Source organism: Burkholderia sp. WP9 (assembly GCF_900104795.1).
Classification (GTDB): Bacteria; Pseudomonadota; Gammaproteobacteria; order Burkholderiales; family Burkholderiaceae; genus Paraburkholderia.
Genome location: NZ_FNTG01000001.1, coordinates 3997074 through 4013671 on the forward strand (window position 1 = coordinate 3997074; position 16598 = coordinate 4013671).

The 16598-nt window shown below is 64.9% G+C and carries 16 protein-coding genes and 1 riboswitch; of the genes, 7 read left to right on the top strand and 9 right to left on the bottom strand.

Features of this window, described 5'->3' with window-relative positions; translation table 11 throughout:
• Positions 1-8 precede the first annotated feature (8 nt).
• The gene (locus tag BLW71_RS17845) at positions 9-1478 is read left to right on the top strand and encodes a glutamate synthase subunit beta (protein WP_091798423.1); all 1470 of its coding nucleotides are present in this window, start codon (positions 9-11) and stop codon (positions 1476-1478) included.
• A gap of 164 nt (positions 1479-1642) precedes the next feature.
• Here BLW71_RS17845 and BLW71_RS17850 read toward each other — a convergent pair whose 3' ends face one another.
• The gene (locus BLW71_RS17850) at positions 1643-2917 is read right to left on the bottom strand and encodes a D-amino acid dehydrogenase (RefSeq protein ID WP_091798426.1); all 1275 of its coding nucleotides are present in this window, start codon (positions 2915-2917) and stop codon (positions 1643-1645) included.
• A 17-nt stretch (positions 2918-2934) separates the two neighbouring features.
• A complete protein-coding gene (locus BLW71_RS17855) occupies positions 2935-4194 on the bottom strand; it encodes an MFS transporter (protein WP_091798429.1) in 1260 nt (419 codons plus the stop codon).
• Positions 4195-4423: 229 nt separating this feature from the next.
• Here BLW71_RS17855 and BLW71_RS17860 point away from each other — a divergent pair, with 229 nt between their 5' ends.
• The gene (locus tag BLW71_RS17860; protein ID WP_091798432.1) at positions 4424-5371 is read left to right on the top strand and encodes a tyrosine-protein phosphatase; all 948 of its coding nucleotides are present in this window, start codon (positions 4424-4426) and stop codon (positions 5369-5371) included.
• A 157-nt stretch (positions 5372-5528) separates the two neighbouring features.
• Here BLW71_RS17860 and BLW71_RS17865 read toward each other — a convergent pair whose 3' ends face one another.
• Entirely contained in the window at positions 5529-6800 is a 1272-nt protein-coding gene (locus BLW71_RS17865) for an ATP-binding protein (RefSeq protein ID WP_091798435.1), read from the bottom strand.
• Entirely contained in the window at positions 6797-7537 is a 741-nt protein-coding gene (locus BLW71_RS17870; RefSeq protein WP_091798438.1) for a response regulator, read from the bottom strand. Before BLW71_RS17870 ends, BLW71_RS17865 begins: the two co-directional genes overlap by 4 nt.
• Before the next feature lie 638 nt (positions 7538-8175).
• On the opposite strand from BLW71_RS17870, the gene BLW71_RS40995 reads away from it, so the two are divergent.
• The 3 genes from BLW71_RS40995 (at position 8176) to BLW71_RS17885 (ending at position 9812) form a co-directional block, all read left to right on the top strand.
• A complete protein-coding gene (locus BLW71_RS40995; RefSeq protein ID WP_216668815.1) occupies positions 8176-8343 on the top strand; it encodes a DUF6726 family protein in 168 nt (55 codons plus the stop codon).
• A 3-nt stretch (positions 8344-8346) separates the two neighbouring features.
• Positions 8347-9063, top strand: a complete 717-nt coding sequence (locus tag BLW71_RS17880) for a hypothetical protein (protein WP_091798443.1) — start codon at positions 8347-8349, stop codon at positions 9061-9063.
• A gap of 77 nt (positions 9064-9140) precedes the next feature.
• On the top strand, positions 9141-9812 hold the full coding sequence (locus BLW71_RS17885; RefSeq protein ID WP_091800977.1) for a flagellar basal body L-ring protein FlgH: 672 nt from the start codon (positions 9141-9143) through the stop codon (positions 9810-9812).
• A gap of 76 nt (positions 9813-9888) precedes the next feature.
• On the opposite strand, the gene BLW71_RS17890 is transcribed toward BLW71_RS17885, so the two are convergent.
• Together BLW71_RS17890 and BLW71_RS17895 are read right to left on the bottom strand one after the other, a co-directional pair.
• Positions 9889-10626 (bottom strand): response regulator, encoded by a 738-nt coding sequence (locus tag BLW71_RS17890; RefSeq protein WP_091798445.1) that lies wholly within the window; start codon positions 10624-10626, stop codon positions 9889-9891.
• A 92-nt stretch (positions 10627-10718) separates the two neighbouring features.
• A complete protein-coding gene (locus BLW71_RS17895; protein ID WP_286162016.1) occupies positions 10719-11297 on the bottom strand; it encodes a hypothetical protein in 579 nt (192 codons plus the stop codon).
• On the opposite strand from BLW71_RS17895, the gene BLW71_RS41690 reads away from it, so the two are divergent.
• Positions 11296-11439 carry a hypothetical protein gene (locus BLW71_RS41690; protein ID WP_177204930.1) on the top strand — a complete coding sequence of 48 codons (144 nt, stop codon included), beginning with the start codon at positions 11296-11298 and terminating at the stop codon, positions 11437-11439. The genes BLW71_RS17895 and BLW71_RS41690 overlap by 2 nt on opposite strands.
• Here the strand turns inward: BLW71_RS41690 and BLW71_RS17900 are convergent.
• From BLW71_RS17900 to BLW71_RS17910, 3 genes are all read right to left on the bottom strand, one after another.
• Positions 11429-11896 (bottom strand): hypothetical protein, encoded by a 468-nt coding sequence (locus tag BLW71_RS17900; protein ID WP_091798450.1) that lies wholly within the window; start codon positions 11894-11896, stop codon positions 11429-11431. The two genes, BLW71_RS41690 and BLW71_RS17900, sit on opposite strands and share 11 nt — an antisense overlap.
• Positions 11897-12092: 196 nt before the next feature.
• Complete coding sequence (locus tag BLW71_RS17905; protein WP_091798453.1) at positions 12093-12902, bottom strand: SDR family NAD(P)-dependent oxidoreductase; 810 nt, start codon at positions 12900-12902, stop codon at positions 12093-12095.
• Positions 12899-14650, bottom strand: a complete 1752-nt coding sequence (locus tag BLW71_RS17910) for an ABC transporter ATP-binding protein/permease (RefSeq protein WP_091798456.1) — start codon at positions 14648-14650, stop codon at positions 12899-12901. The genes BLW71_RS17905 and BLW71_RS17910 overlap by 4 nt, the downstream gene beginning before the upstream one ends.
• Positions 14651-15062: 412 nt before the next feature.
• A riboswitch (TPP riboswitch) is annotated at positions 15063-15187 on the top strand.
• 217 nt (positions 15188-15404) lie between these two features.
• Between BLW71_RS17910 and BLW71_RS17915 the strand changes: the two genes are divergently transcribed.
• Complete coding sequence (locus BLW71_RS17915) at positions 15405-16535, top strand: FAD-dependent oxidoreductase (protein ID WP_091800980.1); 1131 nt, start codon at positions 15405-15407, stop codon at positions 16533-16535.
• Positions 16536-16598: the final 63 nt, after the last annotated feature.

The window sequence follows — 16598 nt, forward strand, 5'->3', positions numbered from 1 at the left end:
AGAACCACATGGGCAAGGCAACCGGTTTTCTCGAGTTCGAACGCCGCCACGAGGCGTACGAAGCTCCGCTCACGCGTGTGAAGCACTACAAGGAATTCGTCGCCGCACTGACCGACGACGAAGCCAAGATTCAAGGCGCACGTTGCATGGACTGCGGCATTCCGTTTTGCAACAACGGCTGCCCGGTGAACAACATCATTCCGGACTTCAACGACCTGGTGTTCCATCAGGATTGGAAGAACGCGATTGAAGTGCTGCACTCCACCAACAACTTCCCCGAGTTCACGGGCCGCATCTGCCCGGCACCGTGCGAAGCGGCGTGCACGCTCGGCATTAACAACGACCCGGTCGGCATCAAGTCGATCGAGCACGCGATCATCGACAAGGCATGGACCGAAGGCTGGGTCGCGCCGTTGCCGCCGAAGCACAAGACCGGCAAGAAGGTCGCCGTGGTCGGATCCGGCCCCGCTGGGTTGGCCGTCGCGCAGCAACTCGCGCGCGCGGGGCACGATGTCACCGTGTTCGAAAAGAACGACCGCATCGGCGGGTTGCTGCGTTATGGCATCCCCGATTTCAAGCTGGAGAAGTGGCTGATCGATCGCCGCATGCGCCAGATGGAAGCCGAAGGCGTGACGTTCCGCGCCAACGTGTTCATCGGTAAAGCGGATTCGCTGCCGGCCTATATCGGCAACACGGCGAAGGAAACCATCACGCCGGATCAGTTGAAGGAAGAGTTCGACGCAGTGGTGATCGCAGGCGGCTCGGAAACGCCGCGCGATCTGCCGGTGCCGGGCCGTGAGCTGGAAGGCATCCACTACGCGATGGAATTCCTGCCGCAACAGAACAAGGTCAATGCCGGCGACAAGGTCGCGAACCAGTTGCTCGCGAAAGGCAAGCATGTGGTCGTGATCGGCGGCGGCGATACGGGTTCGGACTGCGTGGGCACGTCGAATCGTCATGGCGCGAAGAGCGTCACGCAATTCGAACTGCTGCCGCAGCCGCCGGAAGAAGAGAACAAGCCGCTCGTGTGGCCTTACTGGCCGATCAAGCTGCGCACGTCGTCGTCGCACGACGAAGGCTGCTCGCGTGATTGGGCGGTCGCGACCAAGCGTCTCGAAGGCAAGAACGGCAAGGTCGAGAAGCTGATCGCGGCGCGCGTCGAGTGGAAGGACGGCAAGATGCAGGAAGTGCCGAACTCGGAATTCGAAATGAAGGCCGATCTGGTGCTGCTCGCCATGGGCTTTACGCAGCCGGTGTCGCCGGTGCTGGAAGCGTTCGGCGTCGACAAGGATGCGCGTGGCAACGTGCGTTCGTCGACCGAAGGCGACAAGGCGTATTACACGTCGGTGGACAAGGTGTTCACCGCGGGCGACATGCGCCGCGGCCAGTCGCTGGTGGTGTGGGCGATTCGCGAAGGCCGCCAGTGCGCGCGTTCCGTCGACGCGTTCCTGATGGGTCATTCGGAACTGCCGCGCTGAACGTCTCCGGCCGGTTTTTGCGCCTTGGCGCCAAAACCGGCCACTGCTTGCAGGAAGAGGTGGAGACGACACTGTGCCGCGTCAGCGGCGCATCGAGCGGTGAAAAAACAAAGCCGGGCACCTGAGAGGGTGACCCGGCTTTTCTATTTCGGCGCGCAACGACGCTACGTGCCTGAATTGCGATAGCGCGCCAACGTCAGTCCGTCCAGATCGATCTCCGGCTTGCGGTGCGTGATCAGATCCGCGACCACGCGCCCCGAACCCATCGACATCGCCCAGCCCGTCGAGCCGTGCCCGAGGTTCAACCACAGTTTCTCGATGCCGGACGGGCCGAGTAGCGGCGCGCCATCGGGTGTCATTGGACGGCGGCCCACCCAGAAATGTGCGGACGTGGGATTGGCCGCGTGCGGGAACCAGTCGCTGAGCACTTTCATCAGCGTTTGCAGGGCCTGTTCGCGCAAGGTGGTTTCACGATTGCCGAGTTCGGCGGTGCCGGCCACCCGCAGGTTGTCGCCGAAGCGAGTAATCGCCGTTTTCAGCGATTCGTCCATCAGCGCGGCGCGCGGGGCTTTCTCGTCATCGGTGACGGGCAGCGTCGCCGAATAGCCTTTCACGGGATAAAGCGGCACCTTCACGCCGAGCCGCGCGAGCAGCGTGGCACTGTCGACGCCCAGCGCCACCACTACGGCATCCGCGTGCAACATCTCGGCGCCGCGCTCGCTCTCGAGACGCACCGCGCGCACCGCACCGCCTTGCACATCGAGCGACGTGACGCGCGTGTCAAAACGAAAGCGCACGTCGTTGCGCTCGCAGATTGCGCGCAGTTCACGGGTGAAGCGGGCGCAATCGCCGGCTTCGTCGTCGGGCAGATACAGGCCCGCGAGCGGCGCCTGACGCGCCCAGCGCAAGCCCGGCTCGATCTCGACACACTGCGCCGCGCTGACTTCCCGGTGCGCAATGCCGGCGTCACGCAGCACGGCGAGCGCCGGCTGCGCGAGTTCGACGTCGTACTCGCTGCGGAACAACTGCAGATAGCCCTGGCTGCGGCCATAGTCGAACGGATGGCGGCTGCGGAATTCGTGTAGAGACTCGCGGCTGTAGTAGGCAATACGCTGCATGCGCTGCTTGTTGACGCGAAACCGTTCGAGATCGCATTCACGCAGCCAGCGCGCAATCCAGCGCCACTGGGCCGGGTCGAAGGTCGGGCGAAAGATCAGCGGCGAGGCCGGCTTGAACAGGTATTTGAGAATCTTCGCCGGCATGCCGGGCGCGGCCCAAGGCGTCACATAGCCCGGCGCGATCACGCCCGCATTGCCGAAACTGGTGGAGAGCGCGACGTCCGGCTCGCGCTCGATCACGGTGACTTCGCAGCCCTGCTGGCGCAGGTAAAAAGCGGTGGCGACGCCGATCACGCCGCCGCCGAGAACAATCGTTTTCATGTGTGTGTACTGCGGATTCAGGCGGCAGGGCGGGTCGCGCCGAGTACCTTGCCCTTGGTTTCGGGCAGACACAACGCGGCGACGATCACGAGCAGATAGCCCGAGCCCGCCACGATGCCCATTGCCTTCACCAGTGTCATGGTTTGGGACAGTGTACCGACCAGAATCGGAAAGAATGAGCCGAGTCCGCGCCCGAGGTTGTAGCAGAAGCCTTGTCCCGAGCCGCGTATCGCATTCGGATAGAGCTCCGACAGATACGCGCCCACGCCCGCGAAAATCCCTTGCACCACGATGCCGAGCGGAAAGCCGAGCGCGAGCATCATGCCGTCGGTAATGGGCAGCATGGTGTAGACCATGCCGAGCACGAACGAGCCGATGGCGAACAGCACGAACGACGCGCGCCGGCCGATCTTGTCGCACAGAATCGCGCCGACGATATACCCCGTGAACGAGCCGACGATCAGCACGATCAGATAGCCACTCGTGTTGAACACCGACAGATGGCGCACGGTCTTCAGATACGTTGGCAGCCAGGTGGTAATTGCGTAATAGCCGCCGAGCATGCCGGTGCACAGCGCGCTGCCGAGCAGGGTGGTTCTGAGGTGAGCGGCCGAGAAGATTTGCAGGAAGTGCGAGGTGTCGAAACCACTTTCGCGGGCCCGGCGCGTTTCGAGAAAGATATCCGGATCGCTCACGTTGCGGCGAATGTAGATGATCCACGCCGCGGGCAGCAGGCCGATCCAGAAACAGGCGCGCCAGGCGTACTGTTCCGGCAGCAGCGCGAAGAACGCCCAGTAAATGATTGCCGCAGCCGCCCAGCCGAACGACCAGCTGCTTTGCACGGTGCCCACGGCTTTCGCGCGATGCTGAGGCGAGCGAATGGTTTCGGCCATCATGATCGTCACGACCGACCATTCACCGCCGAAGCCGATGCCCTGCAACGTGCGCGTGGTGAGCAGTTGCCAGAACGAATGGGTGAAGCCGGACAGAAAGGTGAACAGCGCGAAGGTGGCGATGGTCCACTGCAGCACGCGGATGCGGCCATAGCGGTCGGCGAGAATGCCGGCGAGCCAGCCGCCCACCGCCGACGAGATCAGCGAACTGGTGGCGATCATGCCGGCTTCGCTCTTGGTCATGCCCCATGTCGCGATCAGCGTCGGAATGAGGAAGGAGTAAATCATGAAGTCGAAGGCATCGACTGCGTAACCGCCGAATCCGGCGTACAGGGTGCGGCGCTCGCGCTGGGTCAGTTCGGTGAACCATTGGAGAGAAGGCATTTTTGTTGTGGTCTCCAGGACTTGTCGGCCGGCCGTGGGCACGAAGGTGGGGTGTTTGTATTCTACGGGGCGGAGGATAGTGGGGCCAGTCGTGCTCAAAAATGGCCCGCGTTCCTTACCAACTACTACCGTGTAACCCAAAATATATCGAGCGTGGTTACACTGCGTCCGCAGCGCCGATGCTGCGACTCGCCTTCTCCGCCTCTCATCTCCGCGCCAGCCACGCCTAATGCCCGCCACCGCAAAAACCTGCTCGCCGTCCCGTCTCTCCGCGAGCACGTTTGTGCGGCCGCCGCAGATATCGGCCCACGAGACCATGGCATCGCGCCGGTGCTTTCTGAAGCGCTCAGCCGGCGTCCTGCTGATCTCCGGCGTGGGCGGCTCGCTGCTGTCCGCGTGCGGCGGCGGCAACCTCAGCGATGATTCGCCGGCAACGCCGCGCCTCGCGTCGGTTAGCAATTTCCGCGACGTCGCCGGAGCGGCACCGTATCCGACCGTCGACGGCAGGCAGATGCGCCGCGGCGTGTTCTATCGCGCGAACGTATTGACGCTGGACGCCGCCGACCAGGCCACGATCGACCGGCTCGGCATTGCATCGGTCTACGATCTGCGCACGCCGGCGGAAATCGCGCGAACCGCCGATATTCTGCCGGGCGGTGCGACAGCCCAGACGCTCAACGTGCTGGGCACCGCCGACTTCGTCGCGCCGGCGCTCGACACGGCGGCGGCCGCGGTCGCGTTCATGGAAGCGCAGGCGCGCGGCTACGTCACCGGCACCGCCCAGCGCGCCGCTTACGGTGGGCTCCTAACGAGTCTGGCCGACGGTGCCGGCGCGCAACTGCTTCACTCCAGCGCGGGCAAGGATCGCGCGGGTTGGGTCGCCGCGCTCCTGCTCAGCATCGCGAACGTGCCGCTCGACGTGATCATGCGGGACTATCTGTTGAGCAACGTCTATCTGGCGCCGTGGATCAAGGCGCAAACCGACGCGCTGCGCGCGCAGGCCGGCGACGCTGTCGCTTCGGCCCGGGCGCCGTTGTTGAGTGTTCAGGAAAATTATCTGCAGGCCGGGTTCGACCAGGTGCAGGCGAGCTACGGGACGATGTCGAGCTATCTGACACGAGGCCTCGGCCTCTCGCAGAGGACGATCGATACCTTGCAGAGCCGCCTCGTGATCTGAACCACAAGAGCCTTGCGTTCACCGAAGGCAAAAAAAACCGCCCCAAACGGCAGGGCGGATAGAGAAGGGCGGCATCGAGGTTGCCGGGGGCGACTATAAAGCCGCCGCGCCTGTGAAAGAGCCTCCAGTAAGGGCGCGTAAGCGCGTCCGGCCGTGCTCACGCCAGCGCCTGCACCACGGGCAATTCGATCCGCACTTCCAGACCGCCCTGCGCGTGATTGCGCACATGACAGCGTCCGCCGCGATCGTGCGCGAGCCGCGCGACGATCGCGAGGCCGAGGCCGCAATGGCCTTCGCCGCCACGCGCGGCGTCGAGTCGCACGAACGGCTTCATGGCGGCCGCGATGCGGTCGTCGGGAATGCCGGGGCCGTGGTCGCGCACGCTGATCACCCAATGGCCATCGTGGCGCGCGGTGCCAATATCGACGGGCGGAGTGCCATGTTCGAGCGCGTTATCGACCAGATTCGTGACCAGCCGGTCGAGCAATGTGCGCGGCAGCGTAAACGACGAACCGGCGCGCAGATCGAGCGTGAACAGCGGCGTTTCGGTGCTGTCGCTGGCGGAGAACTGTTCCTGCAGAAAGTCGTCGACTTCGACCGGCGGCCCGGCTTCGGCGGACTGGCCTGCGAATTCGAGAAACTGCTGGACGATGTTGGTCAGCGAGTCGACATCGCGGATCAAACCGGCGCGTTCGTTTTCCGCCACCAATACGCTCGCGCGCAACTTCAGGCGCGTGAGCGGCGCTTTCAGATCGTGCGCGACGCCGGCCAGCATCACGGCCTGGTCGTCGCCGGCTTCGTTCAGGCGCCGCATCATGTCGTTGAACGAACCGATCAGGTCGCGCAATTCGCGTGGGCCTTGCACCGTCACGGGTTCCGGGCGGCCGCCCGAGCCGAACGCACGCGCGGCGTCGGCGACGCGCGACAGCGGCCGCTGCATCTGCCACGCGACGAACACCGAAAGGATCAATGCGGCGAGCAGCATCGAGATCGATTCGATCAGAAAGCGCGGGCGCGGCGGTACGTCGACCGGCACGACGACCCAGTTCGATTTGCCGGGAAACAGCACCCACAACTGCGGCGGGTGCAGGTCGTCGACGGCGATACGGGTGCCGGGCGGCAGATTCTCGCGCAGATGCCGGCTCAGTTCGACCAGCGGATGATGCGTCGGCTCTTGCAGATGCACGCTAGCCGGCATGTTCCAGGTGGGCACGAGGTGCACGCGCATGGCGGGCGCGAGCGCGGCGCCTTTCATGGGTTCGCCGTTGACGGCTTGCAACACGAGCAGAATGCCGCGCGCGAAGCCGTCGATTTCATGACGCGGCGGCTGCATCACCACCAGCACGAACCAGCCGGCCTGAATCGCGAACAAGACCGCTGCCGAGAGTAACGCCATCCTGCCGAACAGCGTGTTCAGCGGGTTTTTCATGCGCTTGCGGCAGCCTCGTCGGCGAACGGCGTGCCGTCGGCGTCGGGCACGAACACATAGCCTTTGCCGCGCACCGTTTGCACGTAGCAGGGATTGGACGGATCGTCTTCGATCACGCGGCGCAGGCGCCAGATCGGCACGTCGAGGCTGCGGTCGCGGAAAGCGAGGTTGTCGCGATGCACGAGATCGTGAATCAGCACGCGCGAGAGCACCTTGTACGGATTGTTGACGAAGATCTTCAGGAGCGCGAACTCACTGTCGCGCAGCGGCAGCTTCGAATCGTCCCGGCACAGCGAACGGGTTGCGAAATCGAGTTCGAACGGGCCGAACCGATACGGCTTGCGGGCTTCCGGCGCGCTCGTGGTGGACGGCCCACGCCGGCGCAACACGGTGTGGATGCGCGCGAGCAATTCGCGTGGATCGAACGGCTTGGTCAGGTAGTCGTCCGCGCCGAGCGAGAGCCCGACAATGCGGTCGGCCACCGTGCCGCGCGCTGTCACGAAGATCACCGGAATGTCGTCGCCGGCGGCGCGCAGCGCGGTGAGCGCGCGCAGGCCGTCGGTGTTCGGCATCATGATGTCGAGCACGACGACCGACGGCCGTTCACGCTCGAGCCGGCGCTGGAGATGGGTGCCGTCGTGCAGCACGGACGCGTCGAAGCCGTTCGATTGCAGAAACTTGCAAAGCAGATCGCGTACGACCGGATCGTCGTCGACGATGAGGACCTGTGGATTCATGGCGAAATTTTAGACTGGCGCGTGCAACGCGCGTCCGACTCTTTTCTTACCAATGCTTACGTCACGCCGCGCCGCGGCGGGTGATGCCCTTGTCAGGCCCGCCACACAAGGCTCTCGGCATATTTCAGCGCGGCCATGTTCGGCAATGCGCGCAGCCATGCTGCCACTCCCTTCGCATAGCCAACATTCCTCCGAAGAAAGAATCTGTGCCTATTTGAAAGCGACCGCAACAGCGCGCAACGGCTCGTAAGAACCGCCGGAAAGCGCGCTTTCCTTCATGCATCGGCGCTGCCCGCCCGGCGGGATGATTCGTCGTGCAGTACGTTGCGCCGCATGCTGAAAACAGCCTAACGCCTTGGGCCCACGGCAGGCGGCGTGAAATCGAAACCTAGCGCTACGCGAGGCTCATCATGACCGTTCCCAGCAATCTCTCATCCACCCGCTTTTCGTCCCTGGCGGCGACGCCGCCAGCAGGCAGGCCCGCAGCCGCCAACAACTCGGGCTCCGCTGTGCAGCCGCGGGAGTCCGCCGGCCAGGCGCAGCCGTCGCTGCCCGCCGGGCTAGTCGGCCACCATGTCAATACGACAGCCTGACGTCCTGAGGCCCGTGTGTCGACCCCGAGAATCCTTCATCGCTTCATGCGTGTCGCCGCGTGGTTGACGCTCGGCGCGGCGCTGCTGCCCCTGGGTGGCTGCGCCGTCGCCGCGCTGCCGTGCCGGCTGACTTCGGCCACGCTGAAAATCATCCCGGTGGTTGGCCATGCCGCGGCCTCGCCGTTCGACATGTGTTCATCCGCCATCGACTGAATCATGACACTCAAACGGATTGCCTGCGCGCTAGCGTTACTGGGCGGCGTGTTCTCGTTGACTGCGCAAGCGCAGCCGCTCGTGCGGGAGGCGAGTGCGGCGAGTGCCGCAACGAAAGAGCCTCCCGCCGACGCGCGGCGGCGCTCGCCAGACGCGCCGTTCGCGTTTCGAGGCGTGGCGCTCGGCATCACGCTCGACGAATTCCGCGCCGGCTCGACCGTGCGGGCCACGCCGCTCGGCAGCGTGCCGGTTTGCGAGACGGACGTGCAGGCAGGCGCGCTCGGCATGCGGCTCAAGTCGCACGACAGCCTGACGGTGGCGTGCCGCTGGGCGCATCGCGGGGACAACGGCTGGGAGGTGTCGCAAGCGGTGGTCGACGGCGCGCCCGCGCTGGAGCATGTGCTGCGTTTCGCGCGTGTGGACGGACAAAGCGCGCTGCGTCTGTACGAGATTTCTTTCGTGATCGACGAGATCACCGCCGACGACTTGCGCGAAGCGCTCGCGGACCGATACGGGCCGCCGCGTCTCGCGACGCGGACCGTGTCGGCGTCGTCGGGCGCGATGCCCACGTATGTCTGGGAAAACGCCGTGAGTTCGATCACGTTGTGCTTTCTGCCGGGCACACGCAACGGCACGCTCACCTATTTGCTGAAGGGCTCGGATGCGTGGGTGAAGTCTGTCGTGCGGCAGTGGCAGGCGAGCGGCGCGGAGGCTGGTTGATGAGCGGCATTGAGTGGGGCCGCAAGGCCCGTTTCGAACCCGGCCGACCCGGCCAAGGAGTAGGTATGACTGCGGGCATGACTGCGCTACGTCTCACTGTCGCGCTAGGCGCGGCGATCTGCGTTGCGGCTTGCGGGAGCACGCAGCAAAGCTCGATCGTCGATACGCCGATGGCGCCACCGCTCGCCTCGGCGCCACTGAACGTCAACACGCAAGGCGCGATCTATCAGGCCGGCAGTCCGCTGCTCCTGTACGAGACGCCGCGTGCCCAACATATCGGCGATGTATTGACGATCCGTCTTTCGGAATCGTATAGCGGCAATAACAGCGCGACCGCCGCGGCGAGCCGCTCGAGCAGCATTACCGCCGACGCCGCCGACCATTCCACCAATGCTGCCGCGCGCCTTGCGCGACTGTTCAACATCGGCTCGGCGAGCACCGAATACAAAGGGCAGGGCAGTCTCACCGATGCCAGCGGCATGAGCGGCACGCTCGCCGTCACGGTGATCGGCACGATGTCGACCGGCAACCTCGTGGTGTCGGGCGAGAAGGTCATTGCGATGAGCGGGAACCGCGACAGGTTGCGCCTGTCGGGCATCGTCAATCCTAAGGATATCGAAGCGGGCAACTACGTGGCGTCGAGCAAGGTCGCGAACGCGCGTATCGAACAGGCCGGTGTGGGGATGGTGTCCGACGCCACGACCATGGGCTGGCTGCAAAGAATGTTCATGAGCGTGCTGACGTTCTGATCACGTTCTGAGCCGTCGACTCATTGAGAATCTGCCAACCAGGAGGTGCGATAGCCATCGCACCTCGCGTCACATGCTAGGCCAGCGGCGCGCCGCGTTCGGCTGCGCCGATTTCACCGTCCGGCACGAACACGTAGCCGCGTCCCCACACGGTTTGCACATAGCGTGGTTCGGACGGATCGACTTCGATCAGCCGGCGCAGACGCCAGATCGACACATCAAGGCTGCGATTGCGATGTATCTCGCTGTTGCCGTGCAGTTTTTCCAGCAACTGCGCGCGCGTGAGCACGGTCATCGCGTGGGTGACGAATATCTTGAGCATGGCGAATTCGCTCGAACGCAGCGCAATGCGCTCGCCTTCGTGGCGCAATTCGCGCGCCGGGAAATTCACTTCGAAACGGCCGAAGCGATACGGCGCGCGCTGCTCCGGCGCGCTCGGCGCAATCACGCTGCGACGGCGCAGCACGGTGCGAATCCGCGCAACCAGTTCGCTCGGTTCGAAGGGCTTGCCGAGATAGTCGTCCGCGCCGAGTTCGAGGCCGATCACGCGATCGATCGGATCGGCACGCGCGGTCAGCAGAATCACGGGAATGTCGTCGCCGGCCACGCGCAACGCGCGCAACGCGCTGATGCCGTCGAGCTGCGGCATCATGATGTCGAGGACGATCAGGTCGGGCCGCTCGTTCTGCAATTTGCGCTGCAGGCCGAGGCCATGTTCGAGCGTGTCGACTTTGAAGCCGCGCCCTTGCAGATATCCGCTGACGAGTTCACGTATCACGGGATCGTCGTCGACGACCAGAATGGATGGGTTCATTCAGGTCATCTTAGAGAACCGCGCGTGCGCAGCAAAGCGCGTCACGCTTTCGAATCCTTTCCCCTGTAAGAGAAAGCAAGCGATCTGTGCGCCTAGTTCGCCTGGGAAGTCTGAATGGTCTGTGGCGGCTGGCGAGAGAAGTCGGTTCGATCGACGACCATTCGCTCGATCAGGCCATTGAGCTTGGTCGATGCCGAAGAGAAGCGGTCGGTGTTCAGGCCCCCGGTCTGATAGCGGGCGGTGACGAGAATACGGCCGTTCTGAATCAGCGTCAGGTCGATGATCGACAGATACTGGATCGTTTCGTCGCTGAACGAACGGCGGCCGTAATCGATCGCGGCGTTGTAGACGAGCCGCGCCTCGCAACCGGCGGGCGACGTCCCCGGATTGTAGACCTCCGAACGAATGCCGCGCCGGTCGAGCGCGAGTTGCAGCGCCGGCACGAAATCGCCGACCGACACGTTCTGATTCACTTCGATGCAGACGTTGCGCAAGTCAGCCGGCCGGCCGTTGACGAAGGTCGGCGATGAATAGTTCGCCGCGATCGCGTAGCCCGCCTGAATCACCGAACCGGTGGCGTCGGCGGCCTGGATCAGCGTCCACGCGCAGCCGTTCAGGCCGACCGCCAGCGTGGCGGAGACGGCGAGCCACGCGCAGGGACGCTTCAACATGCGCCACGCAGCCCGCGGGGCTCGCGTGAATGCGTGGGCGGGCATGCTCGGCATGAAGGTCATGAGGCGGCGCCAGGTGACGGTCGGTGAATTCCGTAAATCACAGCGGACAACGGCGATCTGGCTCACGTTCAGCGCGTGACGCGCAGGCGCAATTCGTTTTGCCCTTGCACGCTTGCCGTGACGCTGACGCGCCGCGCGGGGGTGGTCACGATGAAATGCTGGCGCGTCGGCGTATTGATGTCGTGCACGACGTTCGGGAAGCAGGCAGCGATGTCGGCGCCGAATTCTTCCAGCGGATCGGAGACGACACCGTCCGCTTGCCAGTGCGCGCGCCAGTGGCAGTCGTAGGCATGCGAGTTGGCGCGGCAGTCGTCGGCGCTTTCCGTGCCGGGCAATTGTGCGGCGGCTTGGGTCTGCAACTGCCGGAAATCAGCGGCGTCGACGATGTGCTTGAGCGCGGGGCAAACGTCGGCGGGCTCGTTAGCCGGGTTAGCCTGGTTCGCTTGTGCCGCATAAGCGGCGCTCGTGACGAGCAGCGCGCCAAGAGCAAGCGCGAGACGCTGGGTCAAAGGATGGGAGCGGCGATCGAATGACATGTCGGGAATCCAGTAGCGGTGAATGACGTGGGGCAGGACGTGGTACGGCCCGCACGACTATCGTCGCCGCCGGAGGGCATTTTCAAAGCGCGGAACAGCTTGCCCGCTTCGCAAATGCTTTCGAACTCTTCTCGCGTGTTTCGGAATGTTGCGCCGCGTTGCGTTGCCTTGCGCGGCGTGGCGTGCAGTGCGTCGCTCAGCCGAGCGTCAGGCCGCCGTCGACGTGGATCACCTGGCCGGTGATGTGGCGCGCTTCGTCGGAAAGCAGGAATGCGATCAGCGCGGAGATATCCGTGGGCTCGGCGACATGGCCGAGCGGCGTCGCTTCGGCGGCGCGAGTCCACACCGATGCATTATCGGCACTCGGTCCGCGATCTTTACGGGTATAGCCGGGCGCCACGCAATTGACTGTCACGCCATGCGGCGCCAGTTCCGCGGCTGCGGTTTTCGCCAGCGATTCGAGCGCCGCTTTCGCGGCGGCCGTTGCGGCAAACGGCGCGTCCGCGCGGTAGCGATGCGCGACGAACGAGCTGAGCGCGACCACGCGGCCGCGCTTCGACGTTTCCAGCGCGGGTGTCGCACGTTTGACGAGCGCCGCGAACGCGGCCGGCATGGCCGCGAAGGCTGCGCTCAACGCGTCGGCATCGAGCGCATTCAGCGTTTGGCGCTGCGCGTGTCCGGCGTTGGCGACCAGTTGATCGAGCGCGCCGAAGTTCGCCAGCGTTTGATGGATCACGTGTTCCGCGGCGCCGCGTTCGGCTAGATCGCCGAACACCGTCGCGCAGCGTGCGCCGTTTGCGCTGCAATCGGCGGCGACTTGCGCGAGTCGTTGGCGCGCTTCGTGATCGGCGCCGCGTGCGTGCAGCATCAGGGCCGAGCGCGGCGCGGCGATGCGCCGGGCCAGTGCGGCGCCAATGCCGGAGCCGGCGCCGGTGATCAGCACGACACGCTCGAATCCGGCGCAGCCCGCGTCGTTCAGGTCGGCGATGGCGCTTATGACGCTCATGCGGCGATCGCTTCGTCCGAGCGCTCGACCTCGAGCGTCTCGTCGTGGAACGCAGCGAGCGACTCGCGATGCGCGACACTGACAATCGCCGCCTTCGGCAGCCGTTCCGTGAACAGGCGATACAGGCGCGCCTCGTTGTCCGCGTCGAGCGCGCTGGTCGCTTCGTCGAGGAACAGATAGTCCGGCTTGTGCAGCAACACGCGCGCGGCGGCGAGGCGCTGTTGCTCGCCCGGCGAGAGAATGCGGGTCCAGTGTCCCGATTCCTGCAGACGGTCCGCGTATTCCGACAGATGGCAGACGACGAGCGCTTCGCGGCATTCGTCGTCGGTGTAGGTGTCCACGGAGGAGGGGTAGGCGAGCGCCGCCTTGAGGGTGCCGATCGGCATGTAGCTGACCTGCGGGATGAACATGATGCGCGCGTTGACCGGGGCGTCGATCGAGCCGTCGCCGAACGGCCACAGGCCGGCGAGGGCGCGCATCAGCGTGCTCTTGCCTGAACCCGACGGGCCGCGCACCAGCCAGCGCGAGCCCGGCCGGATCGCCACATCGCGAATGCGCGACAGCGGGTTGCCGTTAGGCAGGGCGAGTTTGAGGCCCTCGGTGGAGAGCTGGTCTTCGTCGACGAAATGCAGATTGATGCCGCCGTGCGCGGTAGCCGGCGAGACCGATTCCTTCAGCCGCGGTGCGTGCACGACGCGCTTGAATTCACGCAACCGGTTCACGGTGGCGCGCCATTCGACCAAGGTGCCGTAACTGTTGATGAACCACGAGAACGAGTCGCTGACGGTGCCGAATGCGCTGGAAATCTGCATCAGCACACCGAACGTGAAGGCGCCGGCGAAATAGCGGGGCGCGGCGACCACCAGCGGAAAGATGATCGCGATCTGGCCGTAGAAGCTCAGCACGAACGTGAGGCGCTTGGTGTACTTCATCACCTGCCACCAGTTGTCGCGGATGCGGCCGAACAGCGAGTGTGCGTTCTTCTTCTCGGTTTCCATACCGTTGTAGAAGGCGATCTGCTCGGCGTTTTCACGCAGACGGATCAGGCCGAAACGGAAATCCGCCTCGACTTTTTGCGCCTGGTAGTTGATCGGCACGAGCGGATGGCCGACCTTCTGGATGATCAGCGAACCGACCACGGCGTAGAGTGCCGCGGCCCACACCATATAGCCGGGGATTTCGATCGGCATGCCGCCGAGCGAAATGGTCAGCGCGCCGGCAAGCGACCACAGGATCGTGATGAACGACACCAGCGTGACGACCGTGGAGAGCAGGTCGAGCGTGAGTGAAAGGGTGCTGGTGGCGAACGATTGCAGGTCGTCGCTGATCCGCTGGTCGGGGTTGTCGGCGAGGCGGTCGCGCTCGATCCGGTAGAACGCGCTGTCATTCAACCACTCGTTCAGGTAGCGCGTGGTCAGCCACTGGCGCCAGCGAAAGCCGAGCATCTGGCGCAGGTAACGGCCGTACACCGCGAGGATGATGAAGCCGAACGCAAGCCCCGAGAACACCATCAGCAGGTGCGGGAAGTCATGCACGTTCTTGGTTTGCAGCGCGTTGTAGAAGTCGGCGCTCCAGCGATTCAGGCGCACGTTGATCCACACCACGAGCAGATTCATCACGATGATCGCGATGAGCAGGCCCCATGCCGTTTTTCGTTCTTCGGAAACCCAGTAGGGTTTGATCAGGCTCCAGGCGGAGACTTTTTCGTCGGGCGGCAGCGCGGGGCTGGCAGTGGTATTCGGTGTCATGAGCATCCTGAAGTAGTGCTGGCCCATTCGGGGCTGGCCCATTGGGGCTGACCCATGTGGGGCTGACCCAGCGGGGCAGGTCCGTCTGCGGGCTGCCCTGCGGCGGGTTTGCGGTACAGGCCCGGGCGTCGTGCTCGACGAACGCACGCGCGGGTGAGCGTCCGATTCTGGCGCGAAGCCCTTAAGCGAAAATTAAGTTGCGCCGCGAGGCCTCGCCCCGATACCGCGCGAACGCGGCGTGGCCGTCTGGTGCGCCGGCCGCGCCGCGTTCGTGCGGCATCTGTGCTGGCATTGTGCCAGAGCACCGCCCCAGGCCGTATTGATTAAGCGAAAGATGGTGCCGGATCAAACCGCGTGCGGCGCGGCGGGGCGCTGGTTTGCGGGGGGCGCGTCTTTTATGGTCTAATGGACTTCGACGAAACAGGGGTGCTTCGCGCCACAGGCGGCATGGTTTTCATGCTGCGGCGGCGAGGCTGAGAGAGACCCTTTGCACCCGATCCGGGTAATACCGGCGCGGGAAGTTTCCGGAAGCAGCCAGTCTTCCATTCCCCGCCGGGCGGCGTTAGTCATTGGAACGCGCATTGCCCGGCCGGCCTCACCCGCCGGTTTCGTCCTGGGTACGTGCGTTTTGTTGGCCGTACGGAAAGGACTCGATGACCGCCTATTCTTCAGATATGTGTTTTGCTCTTCGTCACGCCGCTGGTGCGCCGTGCCGCTTTGCCTTTGCTTGCCATCCTGAATGGGAGTGCGCACGATGACGCGTTCTGCGCAACCCGATTTCGCCGTTCTCGGCGGTGGCCTGTGCGGGCGGCTGGTCGCGTGGCGTCTCGCCGGTGAGGGGCATCGCGTGGCGCTGTATGAGCGAGGCGATGCCGCCGGTTCGCAAGCCGCGGCGTGGGTCGCCGCGGCCATGCTTGCGCCGCTCGCGGAAGCCGCGAGTGCCGAGCTGCTCATCACGCGCCTTGGCGCGAGTTCGCTCGATACATGGCCGCAAGTGCTTGCCGAGTTGCCCGAGCCGGTGTTCTTTCAGCGCAATGGCACGCTGGTCGTCTGGCATCACGCCGACCGCACCGAAGCACCGCTGTTCGAGCGCCGCGTGCGCTCCAATGCGCCGGCTGAATTGCTGGACGGCGGTTTCGTCACGCTGTCGGGCGCGCAACTCGGCGCCGCCGAGCCCGCGTTGGCGGGCCGTTTCAATCAGGGCTGGCTGCTGCCACATGAAGGCCAGCTGGATAACCGTCAGGTGCTGAGCGCGCTGGCCGCGGGCCTCGCGCAACGTGGCGTCGAAACGCACTGGAATACCGCGGTCGACGATCGCGCGCTTCCGCCCGCCCGCATCACGATCGACTGCCGCGGTCTCGGCGCGAAGCCCGTGCTGCCCACGCTGCGCGGCATTCGCGGCGAAGTCGCGCGCGTGCATGCGCCCGGTATCAAGCTGACGCGGCCGGTGCGGCTGCTGCATCCGCGCTATCCGCTCTATATCGCGCCGAAGCAGGACGATCTCTACGTGATCGGCGCCACCGAAGTGGAAGGCGAGGACATGTCGCCGGTCAGCGTGCGCTCGGCCCTCGAACTGCTGAGCGCGGCGTTTTCCGTGCATCCCGGCTTCGGCGAGGCACGCATCCTCGAACTGAATTCGCAGTGCCGCCCAACTTTGCCGGATCACCGTCCGGCCTTGCTGTGGGATGGCGCGCAGACGCTGCGCGTGAACGGCCTGTACCGGCACGGCTACATGATCGTGCCCGAAGTCGCCGACGAAGCCGTGCGCTTCGCCGCGGCGCTGCTCGACGGCCGCATCGGCGACGCCGATGCTTTCGCCGACTGGCAGCGCGATGCGCGCTGGAGCGAGCTCTTTCAACTGGACGCCGCGCGGGAGCCGGCATGAGCGTTGCGCAAGTGGTCCACACCCAAACGAGCGCCGCATACCATGCCGCTTTCGCCATCGATT

Bases quoted from the DNA above. Each gene is read 5' to 3' on its own strand.
- BLW71_RS17890 (WP_091798445.1), bottom strand. From the start codon at position 10,626: ATGAACCCATCCATTCTGGTCGTCGACGACGATCCCGTGATACGTGAA.
- BLW71_RS17905 (WP_091798453.1), bottom strand. From the start codon at position 12,902: ATGAGCGTCATAAGCGCCATCGCCGACCTGAACGACGCGGGCTGCGCC.
- BLW71_RS17910 (WP_091798456.1), bottom strand. From the start codon at position 14,650: ATGACACCGAATACCACTGCCAGCCCCGCGCTGCCGCCCGACGAAAAA.
- BLW71_RS17860 (WP_091798432.1), top strand. From the start codon at position 4,424: ATGCCCGCCACCGCAAAAACCTGCTCGCCGTCCCGTCTCTCCGCGAGC.
- BLW71_RS17915 (WP_091800980.1), top strand. From the start codon at position 15,405: ATGACGCGTTCTGCGCAACCCGATTTCGCCGTTCTCGGCGGTGGCCTG.
- BLW71_RS17880 (WP_091798443.1), top strand. From the start codon at position 8,347: ATGACACTCAAACGGATTGCCTGCGCGCTAGCGTTACTGGGCGGCGTG.
- BLW71_RS17850 (WP_091798426.1), bottom strand. From the start codon at position 2,917: ATGAAAACGATTGTTCTCGGCGGCGGCGTGATCGGCGTCGCCACCGCT.
- BLW71_RS17900 (WP_091798450.1), bottom strand. From the start codon at position 11,896: ATGTCATTCGATCGCCGCTCCCATCCTTTGACCCAGCGTCTCGCGCTT.
- BLW71_RS17870 (WP_091798438.1), bottom strand. From the start codon at position 7,537: ATGAATCCACAGGTCCTCATCGTCGACGACGATCCGGTCGTACGCGAT.
- BLW71_RS17865 (WP_091798435.1), bottom strand. From the start codon at position 6,800: ATGAAAAACCCGCTGAACACGCTGTTCGGCAGGATGGCGTTACTCTCG.
- BLW71_RS17845 (WP_091798423.1), top strand. From the start codon at position 9: ATGGGCAAGGCAACCGGTTTTCTCGAGTTCGAACGCCGCCACGAGGCG.
- BLW71_RS41690 (WP_177204930.1), top strand. From the start codon at position 11,296: ATGCGCCACGCAGCCCGCGGGGCTCGCGTGAATGCGTGGGCGGGCATG.
- BLW71_RS17885 (WP_091800977.1), top strand. From the start codon at position 9,141: ATGACTGCGCTACGTCTCACTGTCGCGCTAGGCGCGGCGATCTGCGTT.
- BLW71_RS17855 (WP_091798429.1), bottom strand. From the start codon at position 4,194: ATGCCTTCTCTCCAATGGTTCACCGAACTGACCCAGCGCGAGCGCCGC.
- BLW71_RS17895 (WP_286162016.1), bottom strand. From the start codon at position 11,297: ATGTTGAAGCGTCCCTGCGCGTGGCTCGCCGTCTCCGCCACGCTGGCG.
- BLW71_RS40995 (WP_216668815.1), top strand. From the start codon at position 8,176: ATGCGTGTCGCCGCGTGGTTGACGCTCGGCGCGGCGCTGCTGCCCCTG.